The sequence below is a fragment of the Qipengyuania triglochinis genome, assembly GCF_054655615.1.
Map to the genome: position 1 here is coordinate 737,439 of NZ_BAAHND010000002.1, position 23,583 is coordinate 761,021.

28 protein-coding genes and 2 pseudogenes are annotated in these 23,583 nt (G+C 63.9%); 8 read left to right on the top strand and 22 right to left on the bottom strand.

Features of this window, described 5'->3' with window-relative positions:
* A complete protein-coding gene (locus ACYQ0G_RS09725; RefSeq protein ID WP_460102835.1) occupies window positions 1-801 on the bottom strand; it encodes a TerC family protein in 801 nt (266 codons plus the stop codon).
* A gap of 258 nt (window positions 802-1,059) precedes the next feature.
* On the opposite strand from ACYQ0G_RS09725, the gene ACYQ0G_RS09730 reads away from it, so the two are divergent.
* The 7 genes from ACYQ0G_RS09730 to ACYQ0G_RS09760 all read left to right on the top strand — a co-directional run bounded on the left by ACYQ0G_RS09730 (window position 1,060) and on the right by ACYQ0G_RS09760 (window position 7,952).
* Window positions 1,060-1,839: a cold-shock protein gene (locus tag ACYQ0G_RS09730; RefSeq protein ID WP_460102032.1), complete on the top strand. Its 780-nt coding sequence runs from the start codon at window positions 1,060-1,062 to the stop codon at window positions 1,837-1,839.
* A 133-nt stretch (window positions 1,840-1,972) separates the two neighbouring features.
* Window positions 1,973-3,163, top strand: coding sequence for an aspartate aminotransferase family protein (locus tag ACYQ0G_RS09735; RefSeq protein WP_460102033.1), 1,191 nt, complete (start codon window positions 1,973-1,975; stop codon window positions 3,161-3,163).
* On the top strand, window positions 3,163-4,125 hold the full coding sequence (gene argF, locus ACYQ0G_RS09740; protein WP_460102035.1) for an ornithine carbamoyltransferase: 963 nt from the start codon (window positions 3,163-3,165) through the stop codon (window positions 4,123-4,125). Before ACYQ0G_RS09735 ends, argF begins: the two co-directional genes overlap by 1 nt.
* 48 nt (window positions 4,126-4,173) lie before the next feature.
* Entirely contained in the window at window positions 4,174-5,079 is a 906-nt protein-coding gene (gene hslO / locus ACYQ0G_RS09745; protein WP_460102037.1) for an Hsp33 family molecular chaperone HslO, read from the top strand.
* A 108-nt stretch (window positions 5,080-5,187) separates the two neighbouring features.
* Window positions 5,188-5,598: a hypothetical protein gene (locus ACYQ0G_RS09750; RefSeq protein ID WP_460102039.1), complete on the top strand. Its 411-nt coding sequence runs from the start codon at window positions 5,188-5,190 to the stop codon at window positions 5,596-5,598.
* Between the two features lie 37 nt (window positions 5,599-5,635).
* Window positions 5,636-6,331 carry a 7-cyano-7-deazaguanine synthase QueC gene (gene queC / locus ACYQ0G_RS09755; RefSeq protein ID WP_460102040.1) on the top strand — a complete coding sequence of 232 codons (696 nt, stop codon included), beginning with the start codon at window positions 5,636-5,638 and terminating at the stop codon, window positions 6,329-6,331.
* Window positions 6,332-6,359: 28 nt separating this feature from the next.
* Window positions 6,360-7,952 carry an MFS transporter gene (locus tag ACYQ0G_RS09760; protein WP_460102043.1) on the top strand — a complete coding sequence of 531 codons (1,593 nt, stop codon included), beginning with the start codon at window positions 6,360-6,362 and terminating at the stop codon, window positions 7,950-7,952.
* On the opposite strand, the gene ACYQ0G_RS09765 is transcribed toward ACYQ0G_RS09760, so the two are convergent.
* From ACYQ0G_RS09765 to ACYQ0G_RS09860, 20 genes and pseudogenes are all read right to left on the bottom strand, one after another.
* Entirely contained in the window at window positions 7,953-8,477 is a 525-nt protein-coding gene (locus ACYQ0G_RS09765; RefSeq protein ID WP_460102045.1) for a superoxide dismutase family protein, read from the bottom strand.
* Between the two features lie 94 nt (window positions 8,478-8,571).
* Window positions 8,572-9,663 (bottom strand): OmpA family protein, encoded by a 1,092-nt coding sequence (locus ACYQ0G_RS09770; protein ID WP_460102047.1) that lies wholly within the window; start codon window positions 9,661-9,663, stop codon window positions 8,572-8,574.
* A 200-nt stretch (window positions 9,664-9,863) separates the two neighbouring features.
* A complete protein-coding gene (locus tag ACYQ0G_RS09775; RefSeq protein WP_460102049.1) occupies window positions 9,864-10,301 on the bottom strand; it encodes a DUF2793 domain-containing protein in 438 nt (145 codons plus the stop codon).
* A 27-nt stretch (window positions 10,302-10,328) separates the two neighbouring features.
* Window positions 10,329-11,342 (bottom strand): GTA baseplate fiber-binding domain-containing protein, encoded by a 1,014-nt coding sequence (locus ACYQ0G_RS09780; RefSeq protein WP_460102051.1) that lies wholly within the window; start codon window positions 11,340-11,342, stop codon window positions 10,329-10,331.
* Between the two features lie 90 nt (window positions 11,343-11,432).
* A pseudogene (locus ACYQ0G_RS09785) lies at window positions 11,433-11,675 on the bottom strand (phage tail protein); the annotation flags it as partial.
* Between the two features lie 21 nt (window positions 11,676-11,696).
* On the bottom strand, window positions 11,697-12,509 hold the full coding sequence (locus ACYQ0G_RS09790) for a hypothetical protein (protein ID WP_460102053.1): 813 nt from the start codon (window positions 12,507-12,509) through the stop codon (window positions 11,697-11,699).
* A 9-nt stretch (window positions 12,510-12,518) separates the two neighbouring features.
* On the bottom strand, window positions 12,519-12,929 hold the full coding sequence (locus ACYQ0G_RS09795) for a hypothetical protein (protein WP_460102055.1): 411 nt from the start codon (window positions 12,927-12,929) through the stop codon (window positions 12,519-12,521).
* On the bottom strand, window positions 12,926-13,741 hold the full coding sequence (locus tag ACYQ0G_RS09800; RefSeq protein ID WP_460102057.1) for a DUF2163 domain-containing protein: 816 nt from the start codon (window positions 13,739-13,741) through the stop codon (window positions 12,926-12,928). The genes ACYQ0G_RS09795 and ACYQ0G_RS09800 overlap by 4 nt, the downstream gene beginning before the upstream one ends.
* Window positions 13,738-16,044, bottom strand: coding sequence for a DUF2460 domain-containing protein (locus ACYQ0G_RS09805; RefSeq protein WP_460102059.1), 2,307 nt, complete (start codon window positions 16,042-16,044; stop codon window positions 13,738-13,740). Before ACYQ0G_RS09805 ends, ACYQ0G_RS09800 begins: the two co-directional genes overlap by 4 nt.
* Window positions 16,045-16,075: 31 nt before the next feature.
* The gene (locus tag ACYQ0G_RS09810) at window positions 16,076-16,693 is read right to left on the bottom strand and encodes a tail tape measure protein (protein WP_460102060.1); all 618 of its coding nucleotides are present in this window, start codon (window positions 16,691-16,693) and stop codon (window positions 16,076-16,078) included.
* On the bottom strand, window positions 16,683-16,877 hold the full coding sequence (locus ACYQ0G_RS09815; protein ID WP_460102063.1) for a phage tail assembly chaperone: 195 nt from the start codon (window positions 16,875-16,877) through the stop codon (window positions 16,683-16,685). Before ACYQ0G_RS09815 ends, ACYQ0G_RS09810 begins: the two co-directional genes overlap by 11 nt.
* 1 nt (window position 16,878) lies before the next feature.
* Window positions 16,879-17,199, bottom strand: coding sequence for a gene transfer agent family protein (locus ACYQ0G_RS09820; RefSeq protein WP_460102066.1), 321 nt, complete (start codon window positions 17,197-17,199; stop codon window positions 16,879-16,881).
* Complete coding sequence (locus tag ACYQ0G_RS09825) at window positions 17,196-17,603, bottom strand: phage major tail protein, TP901-1 family (RefSeq protein WP_460102068.1); 408 nt, start codon at window positions 17,601-17,603, stop codon at window positions 17,196-17,198. The genes ACYQ0G_RS09820 and ACYQ0G_RS09825 overlap by 4 nt, the downstream gene beginning before the upstream one ends.
* Window positions 17,604-17,730: 127 nt before the next feature.
* Window positions 17,731-18,120 carry a tail completion protein gp17 gene (gp17, locus tag ACYQ0G_RS09830; protein ID WP_460102070.1) on the bottom strand — a complete coding sequence of 130 codons (390 nt, stop codon included), beginning with the start codon at window positions 18,118-18,120 and terminating at the stop codon, window positions 17,731-17,733.
* Entirely contained in the window at window positions 18,121-18,264 is a 144-nt protein-coding gene (locus ACYQ0G_RS09835) for a hypothetical protein (RefSeq protein WP_460102072.1), read from the bottom strand. It abuts the gene before it with no gap.
* On the bottom strand, window positions 18,261-18,551 hold the full coding sequence (locus tag ACYQ0G_RS09840) for a head-tail connector protein (RefSeq protein WP_460102075.1): 291 nt from the start codon (window positions 18,549-18,551) through the stop codon (window positions 18,261-18,263). The genes ACYQ0G_RS09835 and ACYQ0G_RS09840 overlap by 4 nt, the downstream gene beginning before the upstream one ends.
* A 170-nt stretch (window positions 18,552-18,721) precedes the next feature.
* Window positions 18,722-19,879 (bottom strand): phage major capsid protein, encoded by a 1,158-nt coding sequence (locus ACYQ0G_RS09845; protein ID WP_460102077.1) that lies wholly within the window; start codon window positions 19,877-19,879, stop codon window positions 18,722-18,724.
* Window positions 19,880-20,090: 211 nt separating this feature from the next.
* Window positions 20,091-20,483, bottom strand: coding sequence for an HK97 family phage prohead protease (locus ACYQ0G_RS09850; RefSeq protein ID WP_460102837.1), 393 nt, complete (start codon window positions 20,481-20,483; stop codon window positions 20,091-20,093).
* A gap of 14 nt (window positions 20,484-20,497) precedes the next feature.
* Window positions 20,498-20,806, bottom strand: coding sequence for a DUF6127 family protein (locus tag ACYQ0G_RS09855; RefSeq protein ID WP_460102079.1), 309 nt, complete (start codon window positions 20,804-20,806; stop codon window positions 20,498-20,500).
* Window positions 20,803-21,957, bottom strand: coding sequence for a phage portal protein (locus tag ACYQ0G_RS09860; RefSeq protein WP_460102081.1), 1,155 nt, complete (start codon window positions 21,955-21,957; stop codon window positions 20,803-20,805). Before ACYQ0G_RS09860 ends, ACYQ0G_RS09855 begins: the two co-directional genes overlap by 4 nt.
* A 101-nt stretch (window positions 21,958-22,058) precedes the next feature.
* Between ACYQ0G_RS09860 and ACYQ0G_RS09865 the strand changes: the two are divergent.
* A pseudogene (locus tag ACYQ0G_RS09865) lies at window positions 22,059-22,175 on the top strand (GIY-YIG nuclease family protein); the annotation flags it as partial.
* A 104-nt stretch (window positions 22,176-22,279) separates the two neighbouring features.
* On the opposite strand, the gene ACYQ0G_RS09870 reads toward ACYQ0G_RS09865, so the two are convergent.
* Window positions 22,280-23,413, bottom strand: coding sequence for a hypothetical protein (locus tag ACYQ0G_RS09870; RefSeq protein WP_460102083.1), 1,134 nt, complete (start codon window positions 23,411-23,413; stop codon window positions 22,280-22,282).
* Window positions 23,414-23,583: the final 170 nt, after the last annotated feature.

Here is a 23,583-nt window from a genome sequence, read left to right on the forward strand (position 1 = left end):
CTAAGCCTCCTTTGCTTTTCTGGCCCGCCGGTTCCGTTGTACCATGTTGAGCAACTCGACGCCGACCGAAAATCCCATCGCGGCATAAATGTAGCCCTTGGGAACATGGAATCCGAAGCCGTCGGCAATGAGGACCAGGCCGATCATAACGAGGAAGGCCAATGCCAGCATTACCAGCGTGGGGTTTTTCTCGATGAATTTCGCCAGCGGATCGGCAGCGATCATCATGATGCCGACTGTTATAACGACTGCTATGACCATGATGGGAATGTCATCGGTCATGCCGACTGCGGTAAGTATCGAATCGACCGAAAATACCAGATCGATCGCAACGATCTGGGCGATAACGGTGCCGAATGTTGCGGTCACGGCCTCAGCCGCACCAGGCGTCTTGTCCAGAAGGTCGCCCGAATTGTCTTCCGGCTCCATCGAATGATGGATTTCCTTGGTCGCTTTCCAGAGGAGGAATAGGCCGCCGACCAGCAAAATTAAGTCCCGCCCCGAAAAGGCGGTCTCGAAGGTCGGCTCTCCATATGCGCTTGGCGAACCCTGAATGCCGAGATCGAACAAAGGCTGCTGCAAGGTCACAATCCAGCCGATCAGCATCAGCAGCCCTATGCGCATCACCAGTGCCAGCGAAAGGCCGATCCTGCGGGCTTTCTGTTGTTGATGTTCAGGCAGCTTGTTCGAAAGAATCGCAATGAAGATCAGGTTGTCCACCCCAAGAACTACTTCCAGGGCAATGAGAGTGAGCAAAGCCAGCCATGCGGCAGGGTCGGAAAACAGCGCGATCAAGTCCATATTGCCCCCGATGCCCAAGCCTAGTTGCGGTGGCAAGGGAGAATTCTGCCGACTTTTACATGCGAAAATGTCACATTCGTGCGTCAGAACACGATTGTGCGCTAAAATATTCGCAAGATGCAATCTTTCACGCTATGCATGCGAGTAATGCGGGGTGGATTTTCCAGATTCTCCCATGCGCAAACGCCGGGTACGCCTCGCAGCCTGCGTGCCCGAGCGAATGATTACTCGGCTGCGCGACAAGGTATTTTACGACTTATGGGTTACGACAAAGGGCGGCGCCGGGGACGGGACAAGCGGGACAATATCGGCGAAGATTTTGACCCGTTCGGTGGACCTCCCGGCGGTTTCGAACAGGGCGGCGGTTTTGGCGGCGGTGATCGTGGCGGTTACGGCGGCGGCGGTTTCGGCGGCGGTGGTGATCGCGGCGGATACGGCGGCGGTAATCGTGGCGGCGGCGGCTTCGGTGGCGGCAACCGCGGTGGCGGCGGCGGCTTCGGCGGCGGTCCACGCGGCGGGGGCGGCGGTGCTGGCGGTGGCAACCGCATGCCGGCACAGGTCGTTGGTACCGGCAAGGGCACGGTGAAGTTCTTCAATTCGCAGAAGGGCTTCGGCTTCATCCAGCAAGAAACCGGTGGCGAAGATATTTTCGTTCACATCAGCGCTGTCGAGCGTGCAGGTCTTGAAGGCCTCGCCGAAGGGCAGGAACTGGAATTCAACCTGGTGGATCGCGGCGGCAAAGTTTCGGCGCAGGACCTTCAGGTTGTCGGTGACGTGATCGAAGTCGAACAGAAGGCCGCGGCACCGCGCCGCGAACTGACCGGCGAAAGAGCGAGCGGTACGGTCAAGTTCTTCAATTCGATGAAGGGCTTCGGCTTCCTGACGCGCGACGATGGTCAGCCGGACGCATTCGTCCACATCAGCGCCGTGGAACGTTCGGGCCTCTCCACTCTGAATGAAGGAGAGCGCTACGAATTCGACCTCGAGGTCGACCGACGCGGCAAATATTCCGCGGTCAATCTGGTTCCTGCCGAATAAGGCAGAGAGCACTCCTTCCGCTGTCGTTTGACCAACGCGGCGTGAAGGAATAGATCGCTGGCAAACACGCAGATGGCGGCTCCCGTTCCGGGGCCGCCATTTGTCTTTGATACTCGTGAGGAGAGTCCTGAGAATGTCGATCAGCCCGCTGATGCCCGTATATCCCCGCTGCGGCGTACGCCCTGTCGCAGGCGATCACTGCCATCTGATCGACGAAGACGGTACGCGATATCTGGATTTCGCCAGCGGCATCGCAGTCAATCTGCTGGGGCACAGCCACGAAGGCCTGATCGGAGCCATCCAGAAGCAGGCCGAGACGCTGATGCATGTCTCCAACCTCTACGGCAGCCCCCAGGGCGAAGCTCTGGCGCAGCGGCTGGTCGACAAGACTTTCGCGGACACCGTGTTCTTCACCAATTCGGGCGCGGAAGCCGTCGAAGCGGCCATCAAGACCGCTCGCGCCTATCACCAGCATGAAGATGGCGACGCCAATCGCACCGAGCTGATCACCTTTACTAACGCTTTCCATGGCCGAACCATGGCGACGATCAGCGCGTCCAATCAGGAAAAAATGCACAAGGGGTTCATGCCCTTGCTCGCTGGTTTCCAGTATGCGGAATTCGACAATCTCGAAAGCGCCAAGGCCCTTGTGACCGACAAGACGGCCGGCTTCCTCGTCGAACCGATCCAGGGTGAAGGTGGTATCCGCCCGGCATCGGATGAATTCATTCACGGGCTGAAGGCGCTGTGCGACGAACACGATCTGATGCTGGTGTTCGACGAAGTTCAGTGCGGTGTGGCGCGGACCGGAAAGCTTTACGCCTATGAACATTACGGCGTGGAGCCGGATATCATGGCGACTGCCAAGGGCATCGGCGGGGGCTTCCCGCTGGGCGCCTGCCTGGCGACGGAAAAAGCTGCCCGGGGCATGGGCTTCGGCACACATGGTTCTACCTATGGCGGCAATCCGCTTGCCATGGCTGCGGGCACGGCAGTGATGGATGCTGTGGCGAATGACGAATTCCTTGCCCGAGTCACCGAAAAGGGCGAACGCCTGCGCAGCCGTCTCGAACAGTTCATCGGCAATTATCCCGAATTGTTCGACTTCGTGCGCGGGAAGGGCTTGATGCTGGGTCTGCGGATGAAGGTCGAAAGCAGGCCCTTCTTCGTTCACCTGCGCGACAATCACCAGCTGCTGACCGTGGCCGCCGGCGACCAGACCTTGCGCGTCCTGCCGCCGCTGGTTGCCGATGATGCCGAATTCGACGAATTCTTCGACAAGCTCTCCACCGGCGCGGCAAGCTACGATCCGGCGGCAAACTGATGGCGGGCGGCGACGCGCTCGATCTAGCTCCGGCGGTCAGGAATTTTCTCGACCTTTCGGACGCGGGCGGAGATGCGATCGCCGCCATGCTGGTGGATGCGCAGGACAGAAAGACAGCGCGTCAGGGATGGCCCAAGGGCAAGCCCGATGCCGATGCGCCGCTTGCCGGCCACGTGCTGGGCATGATCTTCGAGAAAAACTCCACCCGTACCCGTGTCAGCTTCGACATCGGCATGCGTCAGCTCGGTGGCTCGGCTCTCATCCTGGATTCGGGCACGAGCCAGCTGGGTCGGGGTGAAAGCATCGCCGACACGGCGCGCGTGTTGAGCCGGATGGTTGATGCCATCATGATCCGGACAGACGATCACGCAAAGGCCGAGGAATTGGCGCATTACGCGCACGTGCCGGTGATCAACGGCCTGACAGATCGGTCTCACCCCTGCCAGATCGTGGCCGACCTGCTGACCGTCGTCGAGCAGGGGAAGGCGCTGCCTGGTCTGGAACTGGCTTGGCTGGGCGATGGCAACAATGTCCTTCATTCCATCCTCGAAGCCGCAGGACTGTTCAAGTTCAACGTCCGGGTGGGCGTGCCGCGCGGGTACGAGCCGGAAGCCGAGTTCATCGAAATGGCACGGCAGGGTGGCGCCGAGGTCACCCTGACTCACGATGCCGCGGAGGCTGCGCGAGGGGCAGACATCATCGTGACGGATACCTGGGTTTCGATGGGTCAGGACCACGCCCACAACAAGATTGCTGCAATGGCCCCATTCCAGGTCAACACGCAGCTCATGGAATGCGCGAAATCCGACGCTAAATTCCTTCACTGCCTGCCGGCGCATGTGGGCGACGAAGTTACCACGGATGTTTTCGAGAGCGCCCAGTCGGTGGTATTCGACGAGGCCGAAAACCGCATCCATGCGCAGAAGTCTGTACTTCTCTGGAGCTTCGGCCTGCTGGGTTGATTTGCCGGGGTCTGTAAATTCGTGATGGCGCACTCCATATGAGCGCCCATGACTTCCACGACACATGCCAATGAAGAGACCTTTGCCGGTCGCACGCTGAAATTCACCATCCCTTCGCGCGATGCGCGCGGTCGCCTGGTTCGGCTGGACAGTTCGCTCGATGAAATCCTGTCGGTGCACGATTATCCGGCACCGATTACACACCTGCTCGCTGAAGCGCTGGTGCTCATCACCCTCATGGGTTCGCTGGTGAAGGATGATGGATCCCAGGTTACGATGCAGGCCCAGACAGAGGCCGGCGCGATCAATCTGCTCGTTTGCGATTACAAGGGCGGCGATCTGAGAGGCTATGTCGATTTCGACGAAGATCGTCTCGCTGCACTTGGCGCCAATCCTTCGCTCTTTGCCCTGTTCGGCAAGGGCTATCTGGCGATCACCTTCGACCTTGCGACGGGCAAGGGCAGATATCAGGGTATTGTCCCGCTCGAAGGTGAGACGCTGGCTGAAGCATGCGAAAGCTATTTCATGCAATCGGAACAGGTACCTACCCTGATCCGGACGGCAATCCGCTCAGATGGTGGCAGATGCACGGGTGCGGGAATGCTGTTGCAGCACCTTCCCGATGGCGAAGAGGGGCGCGAGCGGCTCCATGCGCGGCTCGATCACCCGGAATGGGAACACGTCGCGATATTGGGCGGCTCGCTGAAGCATGAAGAACTCCTCTCAAGCGACCTCTCGCTCGAAGCCATAGTGTGGCGCCTCTTCCATGAAGAAAGCGAAGTGCTGGTCGAACATGGCGAACAAGCGAGGAAGGGCTGTCGCTGTTCAATCGAACATTACAGAGACGTTCTCTCGAAGTTTCCGGAAGCCGACCGTGCGGAGATGCGGGATGATAACGGGATCATTAGCGTGGATTGCGCATTCTGTTCCCGTCAGTTCCCGATCGATGCCTGACGGGTCCATTAAACGTAAAAGCAATTTCGTCTTGGCGATGTTATGGTGCGGTTCACCGCTCTTGGTATATAATCGCAAGAACGCGCAGTGCTTGGCAGATAGAAAATCATGATGAAATCGAAGAAATCACAACGAACAGTAGCAGGTCTTTCCGCAATTGGTGCGCTGGCCTTTGGCGCCCCGGTAGTCGCGCAGGCTTCACTAGCCATGCTGGACTCGGTTGATCGCGGGGGCTGGGAACTTCGTTATCGCGACGGTAGCCCGTCGCGGAGCATTTGTGTCCGCAACGGGCGGGAATTCATCCAGCTCCGGCACGCCGGGGACACCTGCAACCGCTTCGTCGTCGAAGATGGAAAGTCCCAGGTCACGGTCCAGTATACCTGCCGTGGAAATGGCTATGGCCGGACCAACATCCGCCGTGAGAATTCCGGCTTGGTCCAGATAGACAGCCAGGGCATTGCCGATGGCCGCCCGTTCCAGTTTTCTGCAGAGGCGCGTCGCACCGGATCCTGCCGCTGACTTGCCGATCCCGGAGCTGAGAGCTAGCGGACGATACATGACCAAGGCGACTTCAGAAGCACCGGGCCCGGCAGTCGTGCTCCTTTCCGGGGGGCTCGATTCGATGGTTTCTGCCGCCCTTGCGCGCGAACGGGGCCACGCCGTCCATGCGCTGACCATCGATTATGGCCAGCGCCATATCCGCGAATTGCAATCGGCCAAGGCGATCGCGGAAAAGCTCGGCGTTGAACGTCATGTCGAACTGCCGCTCGACCTTCGGAAATTCGGTGGATCTGCGCTGACTGCCGATATCGATGTTCCCAAAACCGGTGTGGACGAAGATGCGATCCCGGTGACTTACGTACCGGCGCGCAATCTCGTTTTCCTTGCCCTGACAACGGCCTTTGCCGAAAGTTCGGGTTCGCGCGATATCTTCATCGGCGTCAACGCACTCGATTATTCGGGCTATCCGGATTGTCGGCCGGAATTCATTTCCAGCTTCGCGGAAACGGCGCGCCTCGGCACGAAGCAGGGCGTCGAAGGCGACCCCTTCACGATCCATGCGCCGCTACAATACATGACCAAGGCCGACATAGCCCGTGAATGCGACCGTCTCGGTCTCGACCCCGCGTGGAGCTGGTCCTGCTACGATCCGACACCTGAGGGGCGTGCCTGCGGCGAATGCGATTCCTGCCGCTTGCGGCAAAAAGGGTTTGAAGAAGCGGGAGTTATCGATACGACTGTCTACTCATAAGGGCGAAAAGCCCAGGGAGAGTAGAGAATTGAATCAGACCACACACGCGGAGACCGTCGAAAATCCCAAGGATCCTGTGGGGTTGGACAAGGTCCCGGCCTATAGCTGGTACGCCCTGAGCGTTCTCGTCGTTGTTTATGTCCTCAATTTCGTTGACCGCAATATCATCTCCATCCTCGCAGAGGATATCAAGGCAGACCTTGGTCTGCGTGATGACCAGATCGGCTTTCTCTATGGCACCGCGTTCGGTGTGTTCTACGCGTTGTTCGGCATCCCCCTGGGCAAGCTGGCGGACAGCTGGCACCGCATTAGGCTGATGACGGCAGGGCTGGCGATCTGGTCGGCCTTTACCGCGCTTTCCGGCTTCGCGCGCAATTTCACAACGCTCAGTGTCGCCCGGATCGGCGTTGGCGTTGGCGAGGCAACGGCCAGCCCCAGCGCTTACTCGCTTATTTCGGACTGGTTTCCCAAGAAGATGCGGGCGACCGCGCTCGCCATCTATTCCTCTGGCCTGTACATCGGCGGCGGCATCTCGCTCCTCATCGGCGGCGCTATTGTCGAGAACTGGAATTCAAGCTTCCCGAACAATCCCCCGCTTGGGCTTGCCGGATGGCAGGCAGCTTTCGTGATCGTTGGTCTGCCCGGCATCCTGCTCGCGCTGCTCGTCTTCACACTGAAGGAACCGGTACGCGGCCAGAGCGACGGCATCATTACCCCGCCGTCCAAGGATCCCTTCCGTGGATTCTTTCGTGAGCTTATCGCTGTCATTCCGCCCTTCACCCTGATCGGGGCGGCAAGGGCAGGAATAGGGGGAATTGCGCTCAACCTCGCAGGCGCCCTGGTCATCGGCGCCGTTGCCTATGTCCTTACGCAAGTAACCGGCAATGCTCAGCAATGGATTGCGGTCGGCATCGGCTATTATGCGATCTTCTCATGGGCATCGACGCTGAAGCGCCGCGACGAACCGGCCTTTTCCCTGATCTGGGGTACCCCCGCCTTTCTCAGCACGATTCTTGCCTATGGCATGGTCGCCTTCATGTCCTATGCCGCATCCTTCTGGGCTGCGCCCTATGCGATCCGCATCCTTGAAGAGGCCCCGTCCACGGCGGGCTTCTGGATCGGCGGCCCAGGTGCTTTGGGCGGCTTCCTCGGCGTGATCGGTGGCGGGTGGATGGCGGACCGTTTGCGCCAGCGTTACGCTACCGGTCGTCTGCTGGTAGTCGGCATCGGTCTCGTGGGCGCGGCGCCCTTCCTCTACACGATGTTCACCACCATGAACCCCATGGTTTTCTACATAGCGGCTTTCCTGCAGTCGCTTTTCGGAAGTTCGGCCCTCGGCGCCGCCGCCGCTACATCGCAGGATCTGGTGTTGCCGCGTATGCGCGGAACCGCGACGGCGACATTCTTCCTGTCGACGACGCTCGTGGGGCTCGCTTTGGGGCCCTATATGGCGGGCCAGGTATCGAGCATGACTGGAAGCCTTTCGACCGGGGGGCTGAGCCTTCTCGTGGCCGTTCCGATCGGCCTTGTTCTTCTCTTCATTGCCCACCGCACGGTGCCCGAAGCCGAACGGTCATTGCTCGACAGGGCACGCGCGGCGGGCGAAGAGATTACGGTCTGATCAACTCATCTTGAGGACGCCGCAGGCGACGCGCGATCCTGCGTCACCTGCAGGATCGGTGCGGTAATCGTCAGGTCCAGCATGGATGACGATCGCGGTACCGTCGGCATCGAAGAGGTAGCTGCGATAGGCAGGCGTATCCGGGCCGATGTCGACCGTAATGCTGGCCGTGCGCGAAGTCCTGACCTCCAGATTGGGCATATCGCCGACGTGCTTGCCTTCGGGATTGAGCGCGCCGTGTTCGCGATCGAGCGGATTGAGGTGCCCGCCCGCGCTCTTGAAGTCCGGAGCTTCGCAGTTGCCGGTCGTATGAAGGTGGAAACCATGCTCACCCGGCTCCAGGCCGGTCGCAGTCATGGCAAGCGACAGGGTCGTGCCATCTGAATTAAGCTGGGCCATTCCCACCGGTACGCCATTGGCGCGGGTCAGTTCGGCTTCCGCGATGGGATCGGTGGAATAGTTGTCCATGGTGGCACAACCGGCGAGTGCGATTGCGGCGATCGGAGCGGCGAGCATCATACGCATAAATCTTGTCCCTTTGTTCTAGTCACGCCGTACCAACGAAAAAGGGGCCGGATTGCTCCGACCCCTTTCCGATGTTTCAACTCCGAAGAGTGAATTACATGCCCGAACCCGGACCGTAGGTAACTTCCACACGGCGGTTCTGGAGTTCGCGAACGCCGTCGGCGGTCGGAACGCGAAGCTGCGTTTCACCGAATGCTTCGCTCGAGATGCGGCCACCCGGTACACCACGTGATGTGAGGTAGTCGCGGACCGACGAGTTACGACGCTCGGCGAGGCCGATGTTGTACTGTGCCGAACCCGAGGTATCGGTGTGGCCAGCGAGCATGACCGAAGCCATACCGCAGTTGGCGTAAGCCGAAACCGCGTTGTCGAGGATCGTCGCTGCTTCAGGCGTGATGTCCGACTTGTCCCAGTTGAAGAAGACAATGTACGGGCCCTGCTGGCAGACCGGAGCCGGCGGCGGCGGCGGCGGGGGAGGCGGCGGCGGCGGCGGCGGCGGTGGGGGCGGCGGCGGCGGTACTACCGCAGCAGGCGCACCGAAGTTGTAGCTCAGCGTACCCATCAGCGAGTGGCTGCGGAAACGACCGTCGCGTTCTACACCGGTGTTGTCGACGAGCGACACGTCTTCGGCGTTGAAGAAACGATAGCGCAGGCCGACGTCGACATTGTCGTTGAGCGGCGCACGAATGCCGGCAAGAATCTGCCAAGCGAAATCGGTCGACGAATCGTCGATGACCGGATCGGCCGCGCCAGGTACTGCGATCTGGCCTTCGAGGCTGGTGCGAGCAACACCGGCACCACCGCCGACATAGCCTTGCAGGCCGTCATCGGGACCGAAATCGAACATGCCGTTGAGCATGAATGCGAGCGAGTTGGTCGAACCGTTGGTCGGGAAAGTACCGATACCGTCGACATTAACTTCATCGTGATCGGCATCGCGATAGCTGACTTCGGTTTCCAGACGGAATGCGCCGAAATCGTAACCGACGTAGCCGCCGCCATCGAAACCATATTCATAATCGATGTCGAGCGAAGGTGCGCCGCCATCGTTGCTGTCAGACAGGGTCATGTCCTCGACAAGCATCGGGCCGAATTCACCGCCGATGTACCAAGAATTATCCCTTGCGAGGGCTGGCGATGCAAGGGCCGTAGAGGCCATCGCCATTCCTATGACTAATTTCCGCATTAGTTATTTCCCCTTTTTGCGAATTGGAGCCACCGAGTGCCGCGTATTTAGAACTGCGTCACCACGCTGGCAAGCGGGCAATAGTCGGGAACTGTTGCAAGAATGCCGCAATTCCCAAAGTGTAAACAAGGATTTCCGGGCGGTAACCCCCTCCTGTGTCGGATGCGTAACGTCATGAGCCTTGGGTGGTTCCACCGTGTTCAAGAAAAAATGCCGAAAGTCTTCAGGCAGCTAAGTATCTGATCGAGAGTTTGACGCGCTTCTACATCGACCACCGTGCCGCCTGAGGGAGAAGCCGGCGCCCCTAGGCCCTGCCATTCTCCTGCCCGATAGCGGAGGAAGCGGCTCTCGCTTCGGTCGAACAGCAACATTTCGGGCCGGGGAACGATGAAGGTCCATTGCTCGCCATCCCAGCTGGCAAGTTCGCGCTCGTGATTGAGGAAGGCGCCCGTCGCCCCGCTTGCGATCAGCCAGCGTTGCCCGGCGAGCGGTGCATCGGGCGGGTCGGGGCGTTCGCCTTCGATATTCGGATCGATCAGAATATCGAGCCGCGCCATCGCTTCGTTGAAGGTAAATTCTTTCTGTGCCTGGCCGGGGTAAAGGTAGGGCAGCCCGAGATTGGCGGTTGCGTGATGCATGATTTGTCTCCCGATGGTGGGTGGGTGTCAGGCCGGACGGCCAAGTTCGAGTGGCGCAGACCGGTCGTAGGTCCCGATCTGCCGAACGTGAAAAAGGCCGCCGGGCAGTGCTGCTGTCAGTGAGGCCAGTTCGCCTGCCGGTAGCGCCAGCGAGGGCTGACTGGTGGTCCAGCGCCTGAGCGGTGCATCGGAGGGGCCGAAGACTACTTCATAGCTTTCCGCTTCTTCGACCAGCGGCAGATCGACGTGGTCGGGCCATCCCCATTGGCCCCGCGCCCTGCGGGTCCAGGAAAGGAGCAGCGCTCCGTCTTCCATTACCTGCATTCGCGGATGGACTGGTGACAGGGGCCGCAGCGACGCGCCGCCGTTTTCGAGGGCTGCAAAGGCAGCTTCGTCGTCTGCGGGGCCGATCGCGGCAAAGCGTATGCTTCCCGGATCGAGCGTAACCGAGGTGAGCGAAACGAGCCGGTCGTCCAGCATTGTCGCCGCACTGCCTCTCGGGTGGCCAGTTGCCGCCGCCCGTTCAGTCCCGCCACGGCCACGCAACAGGCCAAGCAGCTGCCATTGCCCCGAGCCGAGCGGAATGGCCTGGGCGAATTGCAGGACCTCGCCGCCCAGCGCCAGGAGGTTCTCGTTCCGGCCGATTCCGCGCAAGTCTGTCGAAATCAGCGAGGCTTCATGGTCGATCAGCTGCACGATCAGGCTGGCTTCCGGTTCGAACCGGAGTGCTCGCGAGGGGGCAAGCGACGCGACCAGCTGCCCGCAGAGCGCCCGCTCCTGCGCGGCGATGTCCAGCGGCACCATTGCGCCGTCCTCGACACTATAGAGGGTGCAGCCCGGCCAGCGGCCAGCCGGGGCGCATGGTGCGGCGTAGACCATCCGCGCTCCTGGATTGCCGACGCCGTTCCAGGGGGTCTCGAACACGCGCAGGACCGTCTTGCTCGCCAGCCGATCGGCGGGCGACCACGCCTCCCCCGAATCGGCTACGGGCGGCGCGGTCACCGGCTCGGCCGGGCGATGCCGCGCAAGCTCCAGTTCCACGCCGCCGTCGCGCCATTCGCGGGCGAGGAGCTGAAACAGGCCGGAGTGGCCAGGCGCGGTAACGATCGCCCCGGGCGAAAGCTGCGGATCGAGATCGCTGCAACGCCATTGCAGGCGTTCTCCGGCTGCCCTGGCGCGAACATTCGCACGGCGCGCAAGGCTGAGCGCGTCACCTGCATCGAAAACGCCGGGAAATTGGAGGGTGCGGGACGAGTCGTCGACGGTCCCGGCATATTGCAGACCCGGCTGGAAATCGCGCGCCGCGTCGTAATAGCGCAGCGCTGACAGCTGCCCGCCGCCGCTGGTGGGCCGGGAGATACTGGAGCCATCCAGATGGCCGAAATCGCCTTCGTCTCAGCGGACCGCCGAGGGGAGGGCGCAAACGGGCTCCTCGCCGGAAGATGCGAGCCGGACCGCGCAACCTTCCTCGCCCGTACTTACTGTAAGCGGCCAGAGCCGGTCGACCAGCTGCAGCACCTCGCGCACCGAGCCTGCCTCATGCGCAAAGCCGCGCAGTTCACCGAGCCGCACGCCCCTGGCCGATCCGGCCCCGCAATCCTCCATCAGCAATTCGACGATGCGGCTGCCGTCGCCAGCGAAAATTTCGAAACTGAGCGGCGGGATGCGGTTGCCGAAATCGGTGAGGTCGAGATCCTCGAACACCGCATAGGCCAGCCCGCGAAAGGCAGGGCATTGCGCGCCCAGCGCCGCCTCCATCAGCGGATCGCATGGCTGGTCCCCATACCCGGTATGGACACGGAGCTGGCCCCCGGCCTTCAGGTCCCCGGCCTTGCCGCGCAGCAAGCTGCCGCCCGCCCATATGCGGCCGATGCGGTCTATCGGGCGGCTCGACAGCGCCACGGCGAAGGATGCCGAATAGCTGTAGCGTACGGTCCTGGGCTGGCCCTTGCCGCCGCCCTCACGCTCGCGGTGCTCGGTCAGATCGGCCGCCCAGACGATCGAGCCGCCGCTGCGCATCGTGCCGTAATGGCGGGCGATCAGCGTGCCATAGCTGGATCCGGTGACGGCCAGTTCCTTCAGCCGCGGGCCGTGGCGGTCCTGCGGGCCGAACAGCGCATGGTCGATCGCGCTCCCGGCCAGCGTGCCCGCGATCTGGCCGAAGGGGCCGAACAGACTGCCGACCGAGGAAAGGAGAATGGTTGCCATGAAAATGTCCTATCGATCCGAAAGTCGCCAGTGGCGGGTGCACGGCCAGGCCGTGATGCCGCGCTGCACGACCACGCGGCGCAGCCCAGCATGGGCGTGCACGAAACGGTCGGGGTCGGTGACGACGAGAAGGTGATGCTGCGCCGGTCCGGCGATCACGAGCAGCACATCGCCGCGCCGTGGTGACCCCTGCGCCTCGACCAGCCCCAGCTGTGCCGCCAGCGGGAGGAATGCCGAAATGCTCGCGTTCCTGAGGCCATAGGGCCGCGCCACATCCGCCGTGACGCCGCAGCTCCGCAGCGCGGCGAGCACCACGCCCACGCAATCGAGACCGTGGTCCGGATTCCTGCCGTGCAGACGGAAAGGCGTGCCCGCCAGCCGCTCCGCCGCCGATGCGAAGCGCTCTGGCAGCGGGGTCATCGCGGCTGCGGGTATTGCGCCAGCAGGTCGCTGCCGGGAAGATGCGGCTCGCCCTGGAAATTGATCGCATTGGCGAACCGGCTAGCGCAGGTCGCGATGGTCCGGTCGCAGCCTTGGCGCAGCACGGCCCGCATTCCCCGCTGCCATTCGCCATAGAACGGGCGGTCCAGCTCGAACCCGGCCTGGTCCACCGCGATGATGGTGAAGGTGATGCCCGCCTGCGGCCCGTCGATGAAGCGCAATTCGCCCTGCCGGTAGAGTTCCGGATCGCCCACATCGAAGCGGGCGCAATTGCGCATGGGATCCACCTCGATCAGCACCGCACGGGCGGTGAATCTGCTAGCCGAGAGATTGCATCCCGGCCCGCAGAACCGCGCGCGGCAGCTTGGGCTGGTGCGCGGCACCGGGTCCACGTCCAGATCGGCCTTGGCCGAGCGCAGGCGGGCGCCGAATGTGCAGCTGTCCTGCGTCAGCGCGTCGATCGATCCGGTATAGAGGACGGCGTGTTCGAGCGTGTCCCAATCGACCACCCCGCTTTTCATGCGGGCGCCGTCGAACTGCCCGGCGGCAATATCTTCGGCGCGGATGGTGTCATGGGCAAGCGCGCCTTCCACCTCGGCCTCGTCATCCTCCAGCCGCATGGACTGGCGGATGGCAGACGGCAGCATGCCCGGCGCGGCGCGGTGGAGGATGCCGCCGAAATAGAGGTCGCGGTCATGCGTGGTGAAGCCCAGCGTCACGCCGTCGCTGCGATAAATGCGCCACCAGCTCGCCGCCGTGTCCAGCTCGTCGGCGAAGAAAGCGTGGCTCATGGCGCTTCCCGGATTTCGACCAATGGCACGGAAGGCGCCTCGCCCGCAGCGAAGGTCGCGCTGGAAATATCCAGCCGGTCTTCGGCAAAGCGCACGGGCACATCGAACAGGAAGCCTGCGCGCACCTTAATCCCGGCGGCGGGCGGCTGGTCGAAACGGATCAGTCCCTTGCCGACATGGCGCCAGCCCGACGCTGCATCCCCGCCAAGGCTCACAAGAATGCTGCCCGGCACCGGCCGCGTGATGCGCCGCTGCTGATCGCCATAATGGCGTACCAGCTGGAAATCGGCGGTCCTGCCGTCGCCGATCCCGATCAGTTCGTCATGCGCGGCCGGCTCGCCATCGCCCCCGGCGGAACTGTGGTCGAAAGGATCGCGCAGGCGAAAGCCGCGCGCCGGGCCATAGCGGGCACGGTAGAAGCCCAGCAATTCGCGCAACTCCGCTTCGGAGCGGATGCCGGGGCCGACATCGTAGCGCAGGCGCGCATCGCTCCACAGGGCGTTGCGCCGTTCGTGGCCCGATGCGGTCACTGCCACGCTGGTGGAGAATTCCGGGCTGACCGAGGCATCCCGCCCCAGCGCCAGCGGATAGGCGACATCGTCGAATGCATTCATTTCGTTGTCCTCATAGGTCGGCAGGCGGACGTACCCGTCGCGCACAATCTGCGGCAGCGCCCAGACGAAGCGCTGCGCGATGCCGCGCCCGCGCGCCTCGTCCAGCGCGGCATCGATGCGCGGCCAGAAGTTTTCGGCGTCCCCGTCGCGCAGCACGAAGCCCGACAGGTAGTCCTGCCGTTCGGTGGGATAGCCCAGCCGCCGGTCCACGAAGTCCCGCGCCTCACGCCGGGCGGCATCATGCCCGGCGGTAAGCCAGTCGTAATCTTCCAGTTGCAGCCGGTCGAAGGCGGGCCAGGCCCAGGCCAGCGGCAGATTGGCGCGGTAAAGCTCGGGCATGGCGGGATCGAGCACGGTGGGCGTGAAGGCGAGCAGCAGGATTTCCGCCTCGCCCGTCGCCGCCGCGCGCACGGCTTCGGCCACGCCAGCGGTCGCTGCGCCAAGGGCAGCGCCTGCCCGGTCGAGCAATGCGGTCTGGTCCGCATCCAGCGGCTGCCGCATATCGGTGATCGTCACCAGCTCATCGCCCCATGCCTCGCGCGCGGCGGCATCGTAAAGGCAGGGCGCGCCGCTGGCAGGCTGCACCCACCACCACGGCTCGCCGATCTGGAACAGCACGTCCGCCCCAGCCCTTTCGAGCAGCGCGACCCATTGCACCGCCACGGCGCGCAGGAAGGCCATCGCCTCCGCATTGCAGGGGGACAGCAGGGCAGAGGGCGGATCCCAGCCGGTCTCGCCCGCATGGCCCGCATGGTCGCGCTGTTTCCAGCCATCGGGACAATTCTGCGCCAGCAATTCGAAGGAGAGCGAGGGGATGGGCGCGAAATCCATTGCCACCGCGCGGGCGAAATAATCCGCGTGCCAAGCCCGCGCCGGGCCGCTCAGTGTGCCATCTTCCTCTACCAGCAGATCGGCAGGGCGGAGCCGGTAATAATGGCTCATGCCCAGATAATGGACGATCCGCCCGCGATAGCCGAGCTGTTCGATCTGGCGCAGCAGCCGCGCCGGGGTCTGGTTGAAACTGTCGTCATAGGCCGTCGCCATCTGCTCGCCATGCGCGGGCAGGATGACATCGCCGATGGCGATCACCGCGCGCTCACCCTCGCAAGTAATGGCGCGCATTTCGGCCCAGCCGGTGCGGCGGGCGGGAAAGGCGGTGGCAGAACCGGCGGCGAAACCGCGCGGCGCAAGGCTGATGAACATGCGCTCGATCGCGGCGACATGAACCTTCTCGCCCGGGAGCGCCCAGCCCGATTCCAGCTGCGAGAACGGCAGGGTGATCTCCGCATCCTCGGGCGAACCGCTGGCATAGTTCCACAGCCGGACATACCATGCGCGGGAGGTGCCGCTGGCATCCTTGCCCTCGATCGTCAGCGTCGGACCGTTCGCCTGGTCGAGAGGGACGAGGCCTGACGACCGCCAGCGGAAACGCAGCACGCAATGCGCGTAATCCCGCTCGGTCCGATAGGCGAGCAGCGGGTGATCGAGCCGGTCCTCGCTCTCCCAAATCAGCCCGGCCAGCTCGCCCTGGTGATAGAATTCGCACTCCACCCGCAGCGCATCGGGCGCTGTGGTGACGACGCTGGCCATCATCGGGCGCGGGAAATTGACCGTCCAGAACCGCGGATCGAACCGCGCGATCCAGTCGGCCTGCTGTTTGCGGCGCGTGTCCGCGAGCCAGAATGGCATGGGTTTGTCTCCGAATTCGGCGATATAAAATTTAACCTATCAACACCCTTCGCAGGGCGCTTGCTACTTGGCGGGACGAGCGTTGCAGCGCGACGGGCGCACTGGTCCCTTGCGGCGCGGTAATGTTGATCGCGACACGCACCTCGCGCGGCTGGCCGCCCAAAGCGTGGTTCGGTTCGATATGGCCAGCACTCGTCGGCACGAAGACCTCAGGCCCGCGCTCGCCGACGAGATAGGGGCGGTCGGGGCCGACCAGCCCGCCGGTGGCGCGGCCGGGCAGGCCGAGGAAGCTGCCGATCAGCTGGCTGAACAGGCCCGCCATTTGCGCCAGCCCCCCGCCAGCACCGCCGCCCATGCCGCCCATTCCGCCCGCCGGATTGCCCCCGCCCATGATGCTGTCGAGCCCGGCATTGAGCGCGCGGGCCGCGATCTGGTCGAGCGCGGAGAGGGCCACGCGCTTCAGATCCTCGAACTCCAGCTTGCCATTGCGCAGCGCGCCGGTGAGGCTCGTTTCCAACAGCTTTCCGGCCATCTCGAACCCGCTCACCAGCGTGGTGTCGAAATCCTGCCGCATCGCCGCAATATCCTGCGCGAAGCCGCGCGTGTCGGCGCGCACGGCCACCAGCAGATCGTCGTAATCATCGTCCATTCCGGTCCCTTTCCATCATCGCCGCGATTTCGGCACGGCTGGGCGGGGCGGCGGCGGGGTCGCCTGCGGTAAGGCTGAGCGCGAGGTCTTCGGGCGTGGCGTTCCAGAAGATGTCGGGCAGCCAGCCGAGCGTGCGGGCGCTCAACCCCGCCAGCCGCCGCGCGCCTGCTGCGAAATCCGCCATCTCATCGCCCGCGCAGGATCTGGCCGAGCATGGTCTTGAGCGGCGCGGCGGCCCCGGCCAGCCCCATTGCCACCACCGCCTCGCCGATCTCCTCGCGCGGCAGCGGGGCGGGGCCGTGCTGGCAGAACCAGAACAGCGCCGCGATTTCGGACAGTAGCAATTCGCCCTGTCCGGCACGTTCGACCAGCGCGAAGAGCGAGCCAAGCTCCTCCTCCGCGCGGACCAGCGCCGCGAATGTGGGGCGCAGCAGCACCTCGCGCCCGTTCACATGGATGGCCGCCTCGCCGCGCTGCGCATTGGGCTGTGTCGGGGCGCCGCTCACGAGGGCACCACCTGGCCCGAGCTTTCGAGCTGGATCGCATAGGTGCGCTCGCCATTGAAATCGCCCGCATAATCCAGCCGCTGGACCAGGAACCGCCCGCGCATCCGCGCGCCGTCCTCGAAGCCCAGCTCATAGGGATGGACCGTGCCCGCCAGCGCATGGGTGCGGATCGCATTTTCGGCATCGGAGCCGAGGAACACGCCCGACGCGCTTACCGAGACCGAGCGCGTGCCCGCGCCTGACAGCAGATCGCGCCAGCCGCCGCTGCCCTTATGCGTCACCACCACCGTATCGCCATTGACCGACATCTGCGTGGTGCGCAGGCCTGCCACGGTTTCGTAGGCGGCGGGCACGGCGTCATCGCCGACTTTCAGCAGGAAAGCGGCTCCTTTCTGGGGTGTCATTTTTTGGATGTCCTTTTTAGTTTTGTGCCCCCGCCTCCGCGGGGGCATCCTCGCTAGATGCGCAGCAAAGCTGCGGGCGGCCGGTCGGCCTTGCGGGCTGCTGGTCGCAGCCCGATGGGTGGGCCACTTAGGTTTCTAGGATTTTGAAGCGGTATTCGAGGAGGACCGCGCGCAGGTTTCTGGGGCGGCGTTCGGCTCGGCTGCGGAGGAATTGCGTGACCACTACGCGCAGGCCCGGTTGTGCGGGTGGGAGGGTGGCTATTCTGTGTTCGATCCGGCTTGCCAGCGCGGCGGTGCGGGCTGCGTCATCGTTGCGGTCGAGCAGTTCCAGGGCGATCCGCACCTCGCGCCCCTGGGCGGTTTTGGTGGACCAGTCGGCGGCGGCGCTGGCGGCGATGGCCAGACTTGGTGCGGGGGCGGGGCTGGGGGCTTCCTCGTCCACCGCGTTGAGGCTGGTCGCCAGTTCGCCATCGCTGCGCAGCCAGTCGATCAGGGCGGTTCTGAGCGCGCTTTCCATTCAGCCCTCCTTCTCGGTGAGATCGGGCCACAGCCAGCGTGGATCGCGCCAGCGCTGCGGATCGCCGAGGGGGTGGGCCCTGCGCCGCTCGACCAGCGCCGCCGCGCGCCGGGCCAGCGTGGCGGCAAGCCTGTCCCAGCTCACAGCCGCACCTGCCGCCAGGGGCGCCACAGCGCCGCCACCGCCGCAGGGATCGCGCCTGCCTCGCCCCGGTCACGCTCGCGATATTGATGCGCGGCGAAGCGGATGACGCCATGACGCAAGCCCATGTCGAGCGCCTCCCAATCGGGCGCGGCAAGCCCGGTGAAGTTCAGGCACATCTGCCACGCGGTCTGGAGCAGGCGCAGCAGCAGCGCGTCCTCGCCGGGAGTGGTGATGGCCAGCCATTGCTTGAGTTCCTCGAGCGGCTGGCCGGACAGGTCTGTCGGCATGGTGGGTTGTGGTCCTTCTTGTTTTGCGCCCCCGCCTCCGCGGGGGCGTCCTCGCTAGATGCGCAGCAAGCTGCGCCCGCTGCGGGCGGGCGGTCGCCCTTGCGGGCTGCTGGTCGCAGCCCGATCTGGGCGAGCCACCCGCCTTCCTTCCTTCTTCTTCTTCTTCTTTCTTATTCCTCGATTTTCAGCAGCTTGATCGCGTCCGAATCCAGCACCTGTCCGCCCACGCGCTTGGTGGCGTAGAAGTGGACGAAGGGCTTGTTGGTGAAGGGGTCGCGCAGCACCTGTGTCGCGCTGCGTTCGGCGATCAGGTAACCGTGGCGGAAATTGCCGAAAGCGATGGGACAGGTGCCTGCCGCCACATCGGGCATGTCCTCCGCCTCGACCACCGGATAGCCCAGCAGGCGATCGGGCTGCCCTTCGACCAGTCCCGGCTGCCACAAGAAGGCGCCGTCATCGGTCTTCAACTTGCGGATTTCGGCCAGCGTCGCCGAGTTCATCACGAAGCTGGCGCCCTGACGGTGCCCCGCTTTCAGCGCGTGGACCAGGTCGATCAGTGCGATCTCCGCGGCCGAGCCAAGGCCCGCCGCATCGCCCGTGCCCAGATATTGCAGCGTCCCGAAAGCACGCGCCGCATCGCCTGCGCTGGAGGTCGGCGCGGCGAGGAAACCGCGCGGCTGGTTCACCCCGCTGCCGTTCACGAAGGCGGCCCCTTCGGCGCGGGCGAATTCCGCCGCGATCTCACTCGCTAGCCAGCTTTCGAGGTCGAAGCCTGCATCGTCCAGCATGGCTTGGCTGGCCGCCGGATTGGCATAAAGCTCGCCCGTGGGCGGCGCGATTTCGGCGAAAGCGGGCGCATCGGTTTCAGGCCGCGCCTGCGTTTCGCTGACCCAGCCGCTGGCCGTGCCGCCGGTGGTCACCAGCTTGCGGTAACCCGCGCTGCCCGTCTGCACGACCTGCGCGATGGCGCGGATCGGGCTGGTTTCGGCGAGCTGGCGGGCGATCAGCGCATCGATCTGGCGCGGCACGGCATAGCCGCCATCCGACGGCACCGCCCCGCTGATTGACTTGTATTCCGCCATGGCCCCGCGCCGCAGATAGCCGTCGACGAAGCCTTTCACCTCGGGCGCTGGGGCATCGGTGCCGCCAATGGCCGGGCGCGCCGCCGCGCGGCCGATGCGATCGACGCGGGCCTTCACCTCGTCCACCTCGCCGCGCAAGGCGGCCAGATCGGACTCGGTCCGGTCCTGCCGCGCGACGATGTCGAAGCTGACCTCCGCCTGATCGGAAGCTGGGGTTTGGCTGGGGGTAGGGGTCTGGATTTCCATGGTATTTCCTTCCTTGAGAAACGAAAAAGCCGCCCGTGAAGGCGGCGTGTTCGGGTTGGTTGGATGGTGGGCGATGCCTTCACCCCGTCATTGCGAGGAGCCGAAAGGCGACGTGGCAATCCATCTTCTGCCCTCGCGCCAAGGCGCACCGTTGCATGATGGATCGCCGCGCTACGCTCGCGATGACGTTGTGAGAGGTGGTCGCGCCCCCTCAAACCCCCACGAAATGCACCCGCGCTTCGGGTTGCAGCGGGTGGGTCACCACGCTCACCTCGAACAGCTCGATATCGGCCAGTTCGCGGCCTTGCGGGGTCTGGCGAAACGCCCGTGCGCGGTAGCCGAAGCTCAGCCCGCTTACCGCCCTCTCGCGCAGCAGTTTCGCCGCGCGGTCCTGCGGGTTGTCGATCCGGGCCACCACGCGCAGGCCGCGGGCATCCTCGCCCGCCTGTTCGACCCAGCCGATGCGGCGGGCGGGGCTGTGCTGCCAGAACAGCGGCAGGGCCTCGCGCCGCTGCGCCAGCGTGCGGACGAAGGCGCCGGGCCGGATCGTGTCGCGCGCGCCGTCCACTCGGTCGAACAATGCGGCATAGCCCGCGATGCGCAAAGGCACGTCCCCGCTCACGAGACGATCTCGCCCAGGCCCAGCCGCATGGCGATGCCCACCAGCAGCAGCGCCAGAATGCCGCGCACCAGCCATTCGACCGCCGCTTTCCACGCGCTGGCCTTGGCATCGCGCCAGGCCGACAGCAGCTCGCGCAATTCGTCGATATCGCCCTCGGCCTTGGCATCCTCCAGCCCCAGCCGGGCCAGCGCCCGCTGCGCGCCCAGCTCGCTCGCTTCCTCGACAATGGCGCGCAGCGTGATCAGCTCGCCCCCTTCATGGCTGGCATGCGCGATCAGCCGCGCGAGCATATCGTCCCGTGTCATGCGATGTCCTTTCGTGATGACAGCCCCAGCAGCTCGCGCTTTTCCGCGCTGCTGAGGAAATCCGCGCCGCTGACCTGCGTCCACAGCCGCTCGCGGTCCTCGGCCAGCGCGGGCACGCGGTCGAGATCGACTGCCGCGCCCCCGGCGAACCAGTCGGCCATGCCTGCCTGCAGTCCGTTCAGGATCTTCGCGGCCAGCGGCAGCAGCGTCAGCCGCCACAGCGCGCGATTGGCCTCGCGGTAATTGGCATAGGTGTTGTCGCCCGGCAGGCCGAGCAGCATGGGCGGCACGCCGAACGCCAGCGCGATGTCGCGCGCGGCGGCGGCCTTCAGCCCGGCGAAATCCATGTCGGCGGGCGTCATGCTCATCGCCTTCCAGTCCAGCCCGCCTTCGAGCAGCATCGGCCGCCCGGCATTGCCGCCGCCCTGATAGGCGCCGTGCAGTTCCGCCTTCAGCCGGTCGAACTGTTCGGCGGTCAGCGGGGGCGCATCGCCATTCTCGAACACCAGCGCCCCCGATGGCCGCGCCGCATTGGCCAGCAGCGCGCGGTTCCACTCGCTCGCCGCATTGTGGACCGCCACGGCCGGGGCCGCGGCGGCCAGGCAGCCCGCGCCGTAATGATCGTCGGCCGGGTGGAAATGCTTGAGGTGGATGATGGCGGGCCAGCCATCGGCATCCTCCACCGGGAAGGTGATCGTGCGGTCGGCCAGGATATAGCGATAGGCCGCGGGCCAGCCATCCTCGCCCGCCACCACCTGCACCCGCTCGGGCCGCAGGGGGAACAGCTCCACCGGCACGCCCGCCCCGTCGCGCAGGATCTGGACGAAGGCATTGCCGTGCAGCGCCAGCTGCGCCGCGAGCACCTCCATCAGCGGCTGCGTGCCGCATGATCCGGCGAGCAATCGGGCAAGCGCTGGGTCGGCGCAGGCGATGGGCGCGCCGCCCACCCCCTCGGCCACGATCCGCACGCTGCGCTGCGCCACCGGATTGGCAAGATAGGCCTCGCCCACCGCGCGGCGATAGTCGAAGGGCGCGGTGCTGGCCCCGGCATCGAATGCCGCATCCCACGGCGAAACAAACCCGCGCGCCACAGGCACACGGGTGCCGCCCCCGCCCTTGAAGGCGGAAGCGAGACTGGTGAGGAAAGACATGGGGTTTCCTTTGGTTGTGAGTGGGTTGGGGGCGATCGCTGCGGGCGACATCCCCCAAATCGTCATTTCCGCGCAGGCGGGATTGGATTAGCCACGGCGCAATGCCGCGCGAACGCAATCCGATGGTCTATCTGCTCGCCTCGGGGCGGAACGGCACGCTCTATGCGGGCGTCACGTCCGACCTTGCCCAGCGGGTGTACCAGCACCGCGAGGGGGCGGCGATTGCCCGGGACGCGGCCGACCAGCGCTCCTGGTTTCCAGCACGCGACAATAGCGAAATAGCCGAAAGTTGGCGGACAGTTGGCCCGGTATCGAGCCCGCCTTAGTCTTTCTTAGTTGGAGTGGTGGGGGCCGGAGAGGGTAATGTCGGCGTCATTCGGGGCTGTTTCTTTTGCGGTTCCGGAGGCTTGGGCCGTTTGCTTGCGCTACCTGGCTTGGGCTTGCCGTGATCTTCCGGTATCTTGAGCCCGATATGTTCGGCGAAGGCATGTTGCAGGAGATGGGCATCTCCCCACTCATCCCACTGCGTTTCGGGGTCCGGATAATGCATATCGACCATCTCGCGACGATCTTGTTCGTCGGGAACAGCTGGACGATAAAGCGTCTGTCGCCACTTGCTGTCCCCTTGCCGCGCTTCGAAGGTTGCGCAATAGCCTTTGGAGGACGCCGAGAACGTGAGGGCAACGAAGAAGTTGTCGTCGTCGCGCGCCAGATCGGAAGCTGCTCCGATGAACTGCGGCCCGTTACCGCCGATATTTTTCAGAAATATGGTCGGGTCGGGCGGATAGGGAGCGGGCACCGCACGCACGAAGTCGGGCGAGACGAAAGTCTGGCCATGGATAAAATTGATGTCCTTGAGCCTGAATTCGCCCTCATCGATATCGGGCCTGCGTATGCACCGGGCATTTTCATGAAGCAGCACCCCTCTAGGCGGCGGAAAACTGTTCTTTCCGCCAATCAGAAAATTGCGGGTAATCGATCCACAATCAGTGCCGATCTGGTAAGTCGGCTCTCCCAGTAAGAACTCGTTGCGAACCGTCTCGAGCGATCCACCCCATTCCGGACGTTTTGAAGGGCATGTGAAACTGTATATGACCTTCGCGCACTTGGGCTCGCCCTTGGCGATCGGTGCAAACCAGCGAACGTCCCGGCGGACGACTGCTTTGCTATCGCAAAATTCGACTGTCTTTACGTCATCTAGTCGCGCTTTTTCCCAATCCGGGGAGGAGACCTCACTGGGCGTGAAATAACCAGTCGCGTAAATAAAGCCATCCGCGTTCGATCGCCATTCGCGAGCAAAATTGTATTGGTCACGATCCTCCTTTTCGGGGGACGTTGAGGTGAGCTCCGGATGGGGAACGCATGATGCGGCAAACAGAGCCGTGGATGTGAGCCAGATTTTCTTCTTGCTCGACCGTGTCGAGGTAAAGCCCGATCCCGAAATGTTTACGTGCATTTTCCACCCCTGCTGTCAGTCTATCTGCCGCCATTGCGTAAGATCCCCATTTGGGCAGATCAAATTGTTGTCCCGCGAATACTTCATTTGTACTTTCGAATTATTCCTTTAATTTTAAGTTACGGAGAATGTAGGCGGGGGGTGGGGCGAAGCGAAGTACTTTCCCTTGG

Coding starts and splice junctions, on each gene's coding strand:
- hslO (WP_460102037.1), top strand. CDS start 4,174: ATGACTTCCACGACACATGCCAATGAAGAGACCTTTGCCGGTCGCACG.
- ACYQ0G_RS09855 (WP_460102079.1), bottom strand. CDS start 20,806: ATGACACGGGACGATATGCTCGCGCGGCTGATCGCGCATGCCAGCCAT.
- gp17 (WP_460102070.1), bottom strand. CDS start 18,120: ATGGAAAGCGCGCTCAGAACCGCCCTGATCGACTGGCTGCGCAGCGAT.
- ACYQ0G_RS09825 (WP_460102068.1), bottom strand. CDS start 17,603: ATGACACCCCAGAAAGGAGCCGCTTTCCTGCTGAAAGTCGGCGATGAC.
- ACYQ0G_RS09775 (WP_460102049.1), bottom strand. CDS start 10,301: ATGCATCACGCAACCGCCAATCTCGGGCTGCCCTACCTTTACCCCGGC.
- ACYQ0G_RS09860 (WP_460102081.1), bottom strand. CDS start 21,957: ATGTCTTTCCTCACCAGTCTCGCTTCCGCCTTCAAGGGCGGGGGCGGC.
- ACYQ0G_RS09735 (WP_460102033.1), top strand. CDS start 1,973: ATGTCGATCAGCCCGCTGATGCCCGTATATCCCCGCTGCGGCGTACGC.
- ACYQ0G_RS09750 (WP_460102039.1), top strand. CDS start 5,188: ATGATGAAATCGAAGAAATCACAACGAACAGTAGCAGGTCTTTCCGCA.
- ACYQ0G_RS09725 (WP_460102835.1), bottom strand. CDS start 801: ATGGACTTGATCGCGCTGTTTTCCGACCCTGCCGCATGGCTGGCTTTG.
- ACYQ0G_RS09800 (WP_460102057.1), bottom strand. CDS start 13,741: ATGAGCCACGCTTTCTTCGCCGACGAGCTGGACACGGCGGCGAGCTGG.
- ACYQ0G_RS09870 (WP_460102083.1), bottom strand. CDS start 23,413: ATGCACGTAAACATTTCGGGATCGGGCTTTACCTCGACACGGTCGAGC.
- ACYQ0G_RS09790 (WP_460102053.1), bottom strand. CDS start 12,509: ATGGCAACCATTCTCCTTTCCTCGGTCGGCAGTCTGTTCGGCCCCTTC.
- ACYQ0G_RS09730 (WP_460102032.1), top strand. CDS start 1,060: ATGGGTTACGACAAAGGGCGGCGCCGGGGACGGGACAAGCGGGACAAT.
- ACYQ0G_RS09765 (WP_460102045.1), bottom strand. CDS start 8,477: ATGCGTATGATGCTCGCCGCTCCGATCGCCGCAATCGCACTCGCCGGT.
- ACYQ0G_RS09805 (WP_460102059.1), bottom strand. CDS start 16,044: ATGCCATTCTGGCTCGCGGACACGCGCCGCAAACAGCAGGCCGACTGG.
- ACYQ0G_RS09795 (WP_460102055.1), bottom strand. CDS start 12,929: ATGACCCCGCTGCCAGAGCGCTTCGCATCGGCGGCGGAGCGGCTGGCG.
- ACYQ0G_RS09815 (WP_460102063.1), bottom strand. CDS start 16,877: ATGGCGGATTTCGCAGCAGGCGCGCGGCGGCTGGCGGGGTTGAGCGCC.
- ACYQ0G_RS09840 (WP_460102075.1), bottom strand. CDS start 18,551: ATGCCGACAGACCTGTCCGGCCAGCCGCTCGAGGAACTCAAGCAATGG.
- ACYQ0G_RS09770 (WP_460102047.1), bottom strand. CDS start 9,663: ATGCGGAAATTAGTCATAGGAATGGCGATGGCCTCTACGGCCCTTGCA.
- queC (WP_460102040.1), top strand. CDS start 5,636: ATGACCAAGGCGACTTCAGAAGCACCGGGCCCGGCAGTCGTGCTCCTT.
- ACYQ0G_RS09845 (WP_460102077.1), bottom strand. CDS start 19,879: ATGGAAATCCAGACCCCTACCCCCAGCCAAACCCCAGCTTCCGATCAG.
- argF (WP_460102035.1), top strand. CDS start 3,163: ATGGCGGGCGGCGACGCGCTCGATCTAGCTCCGGCGGTCAGGAATTTT.
- ACYQ0G_RS09810 (WP_460102060.1), bottom strand. CDS start 16,693: ATGGACGATGATTACGACGATCTGCTGGTGGCCGTGCGCGCCGACACG.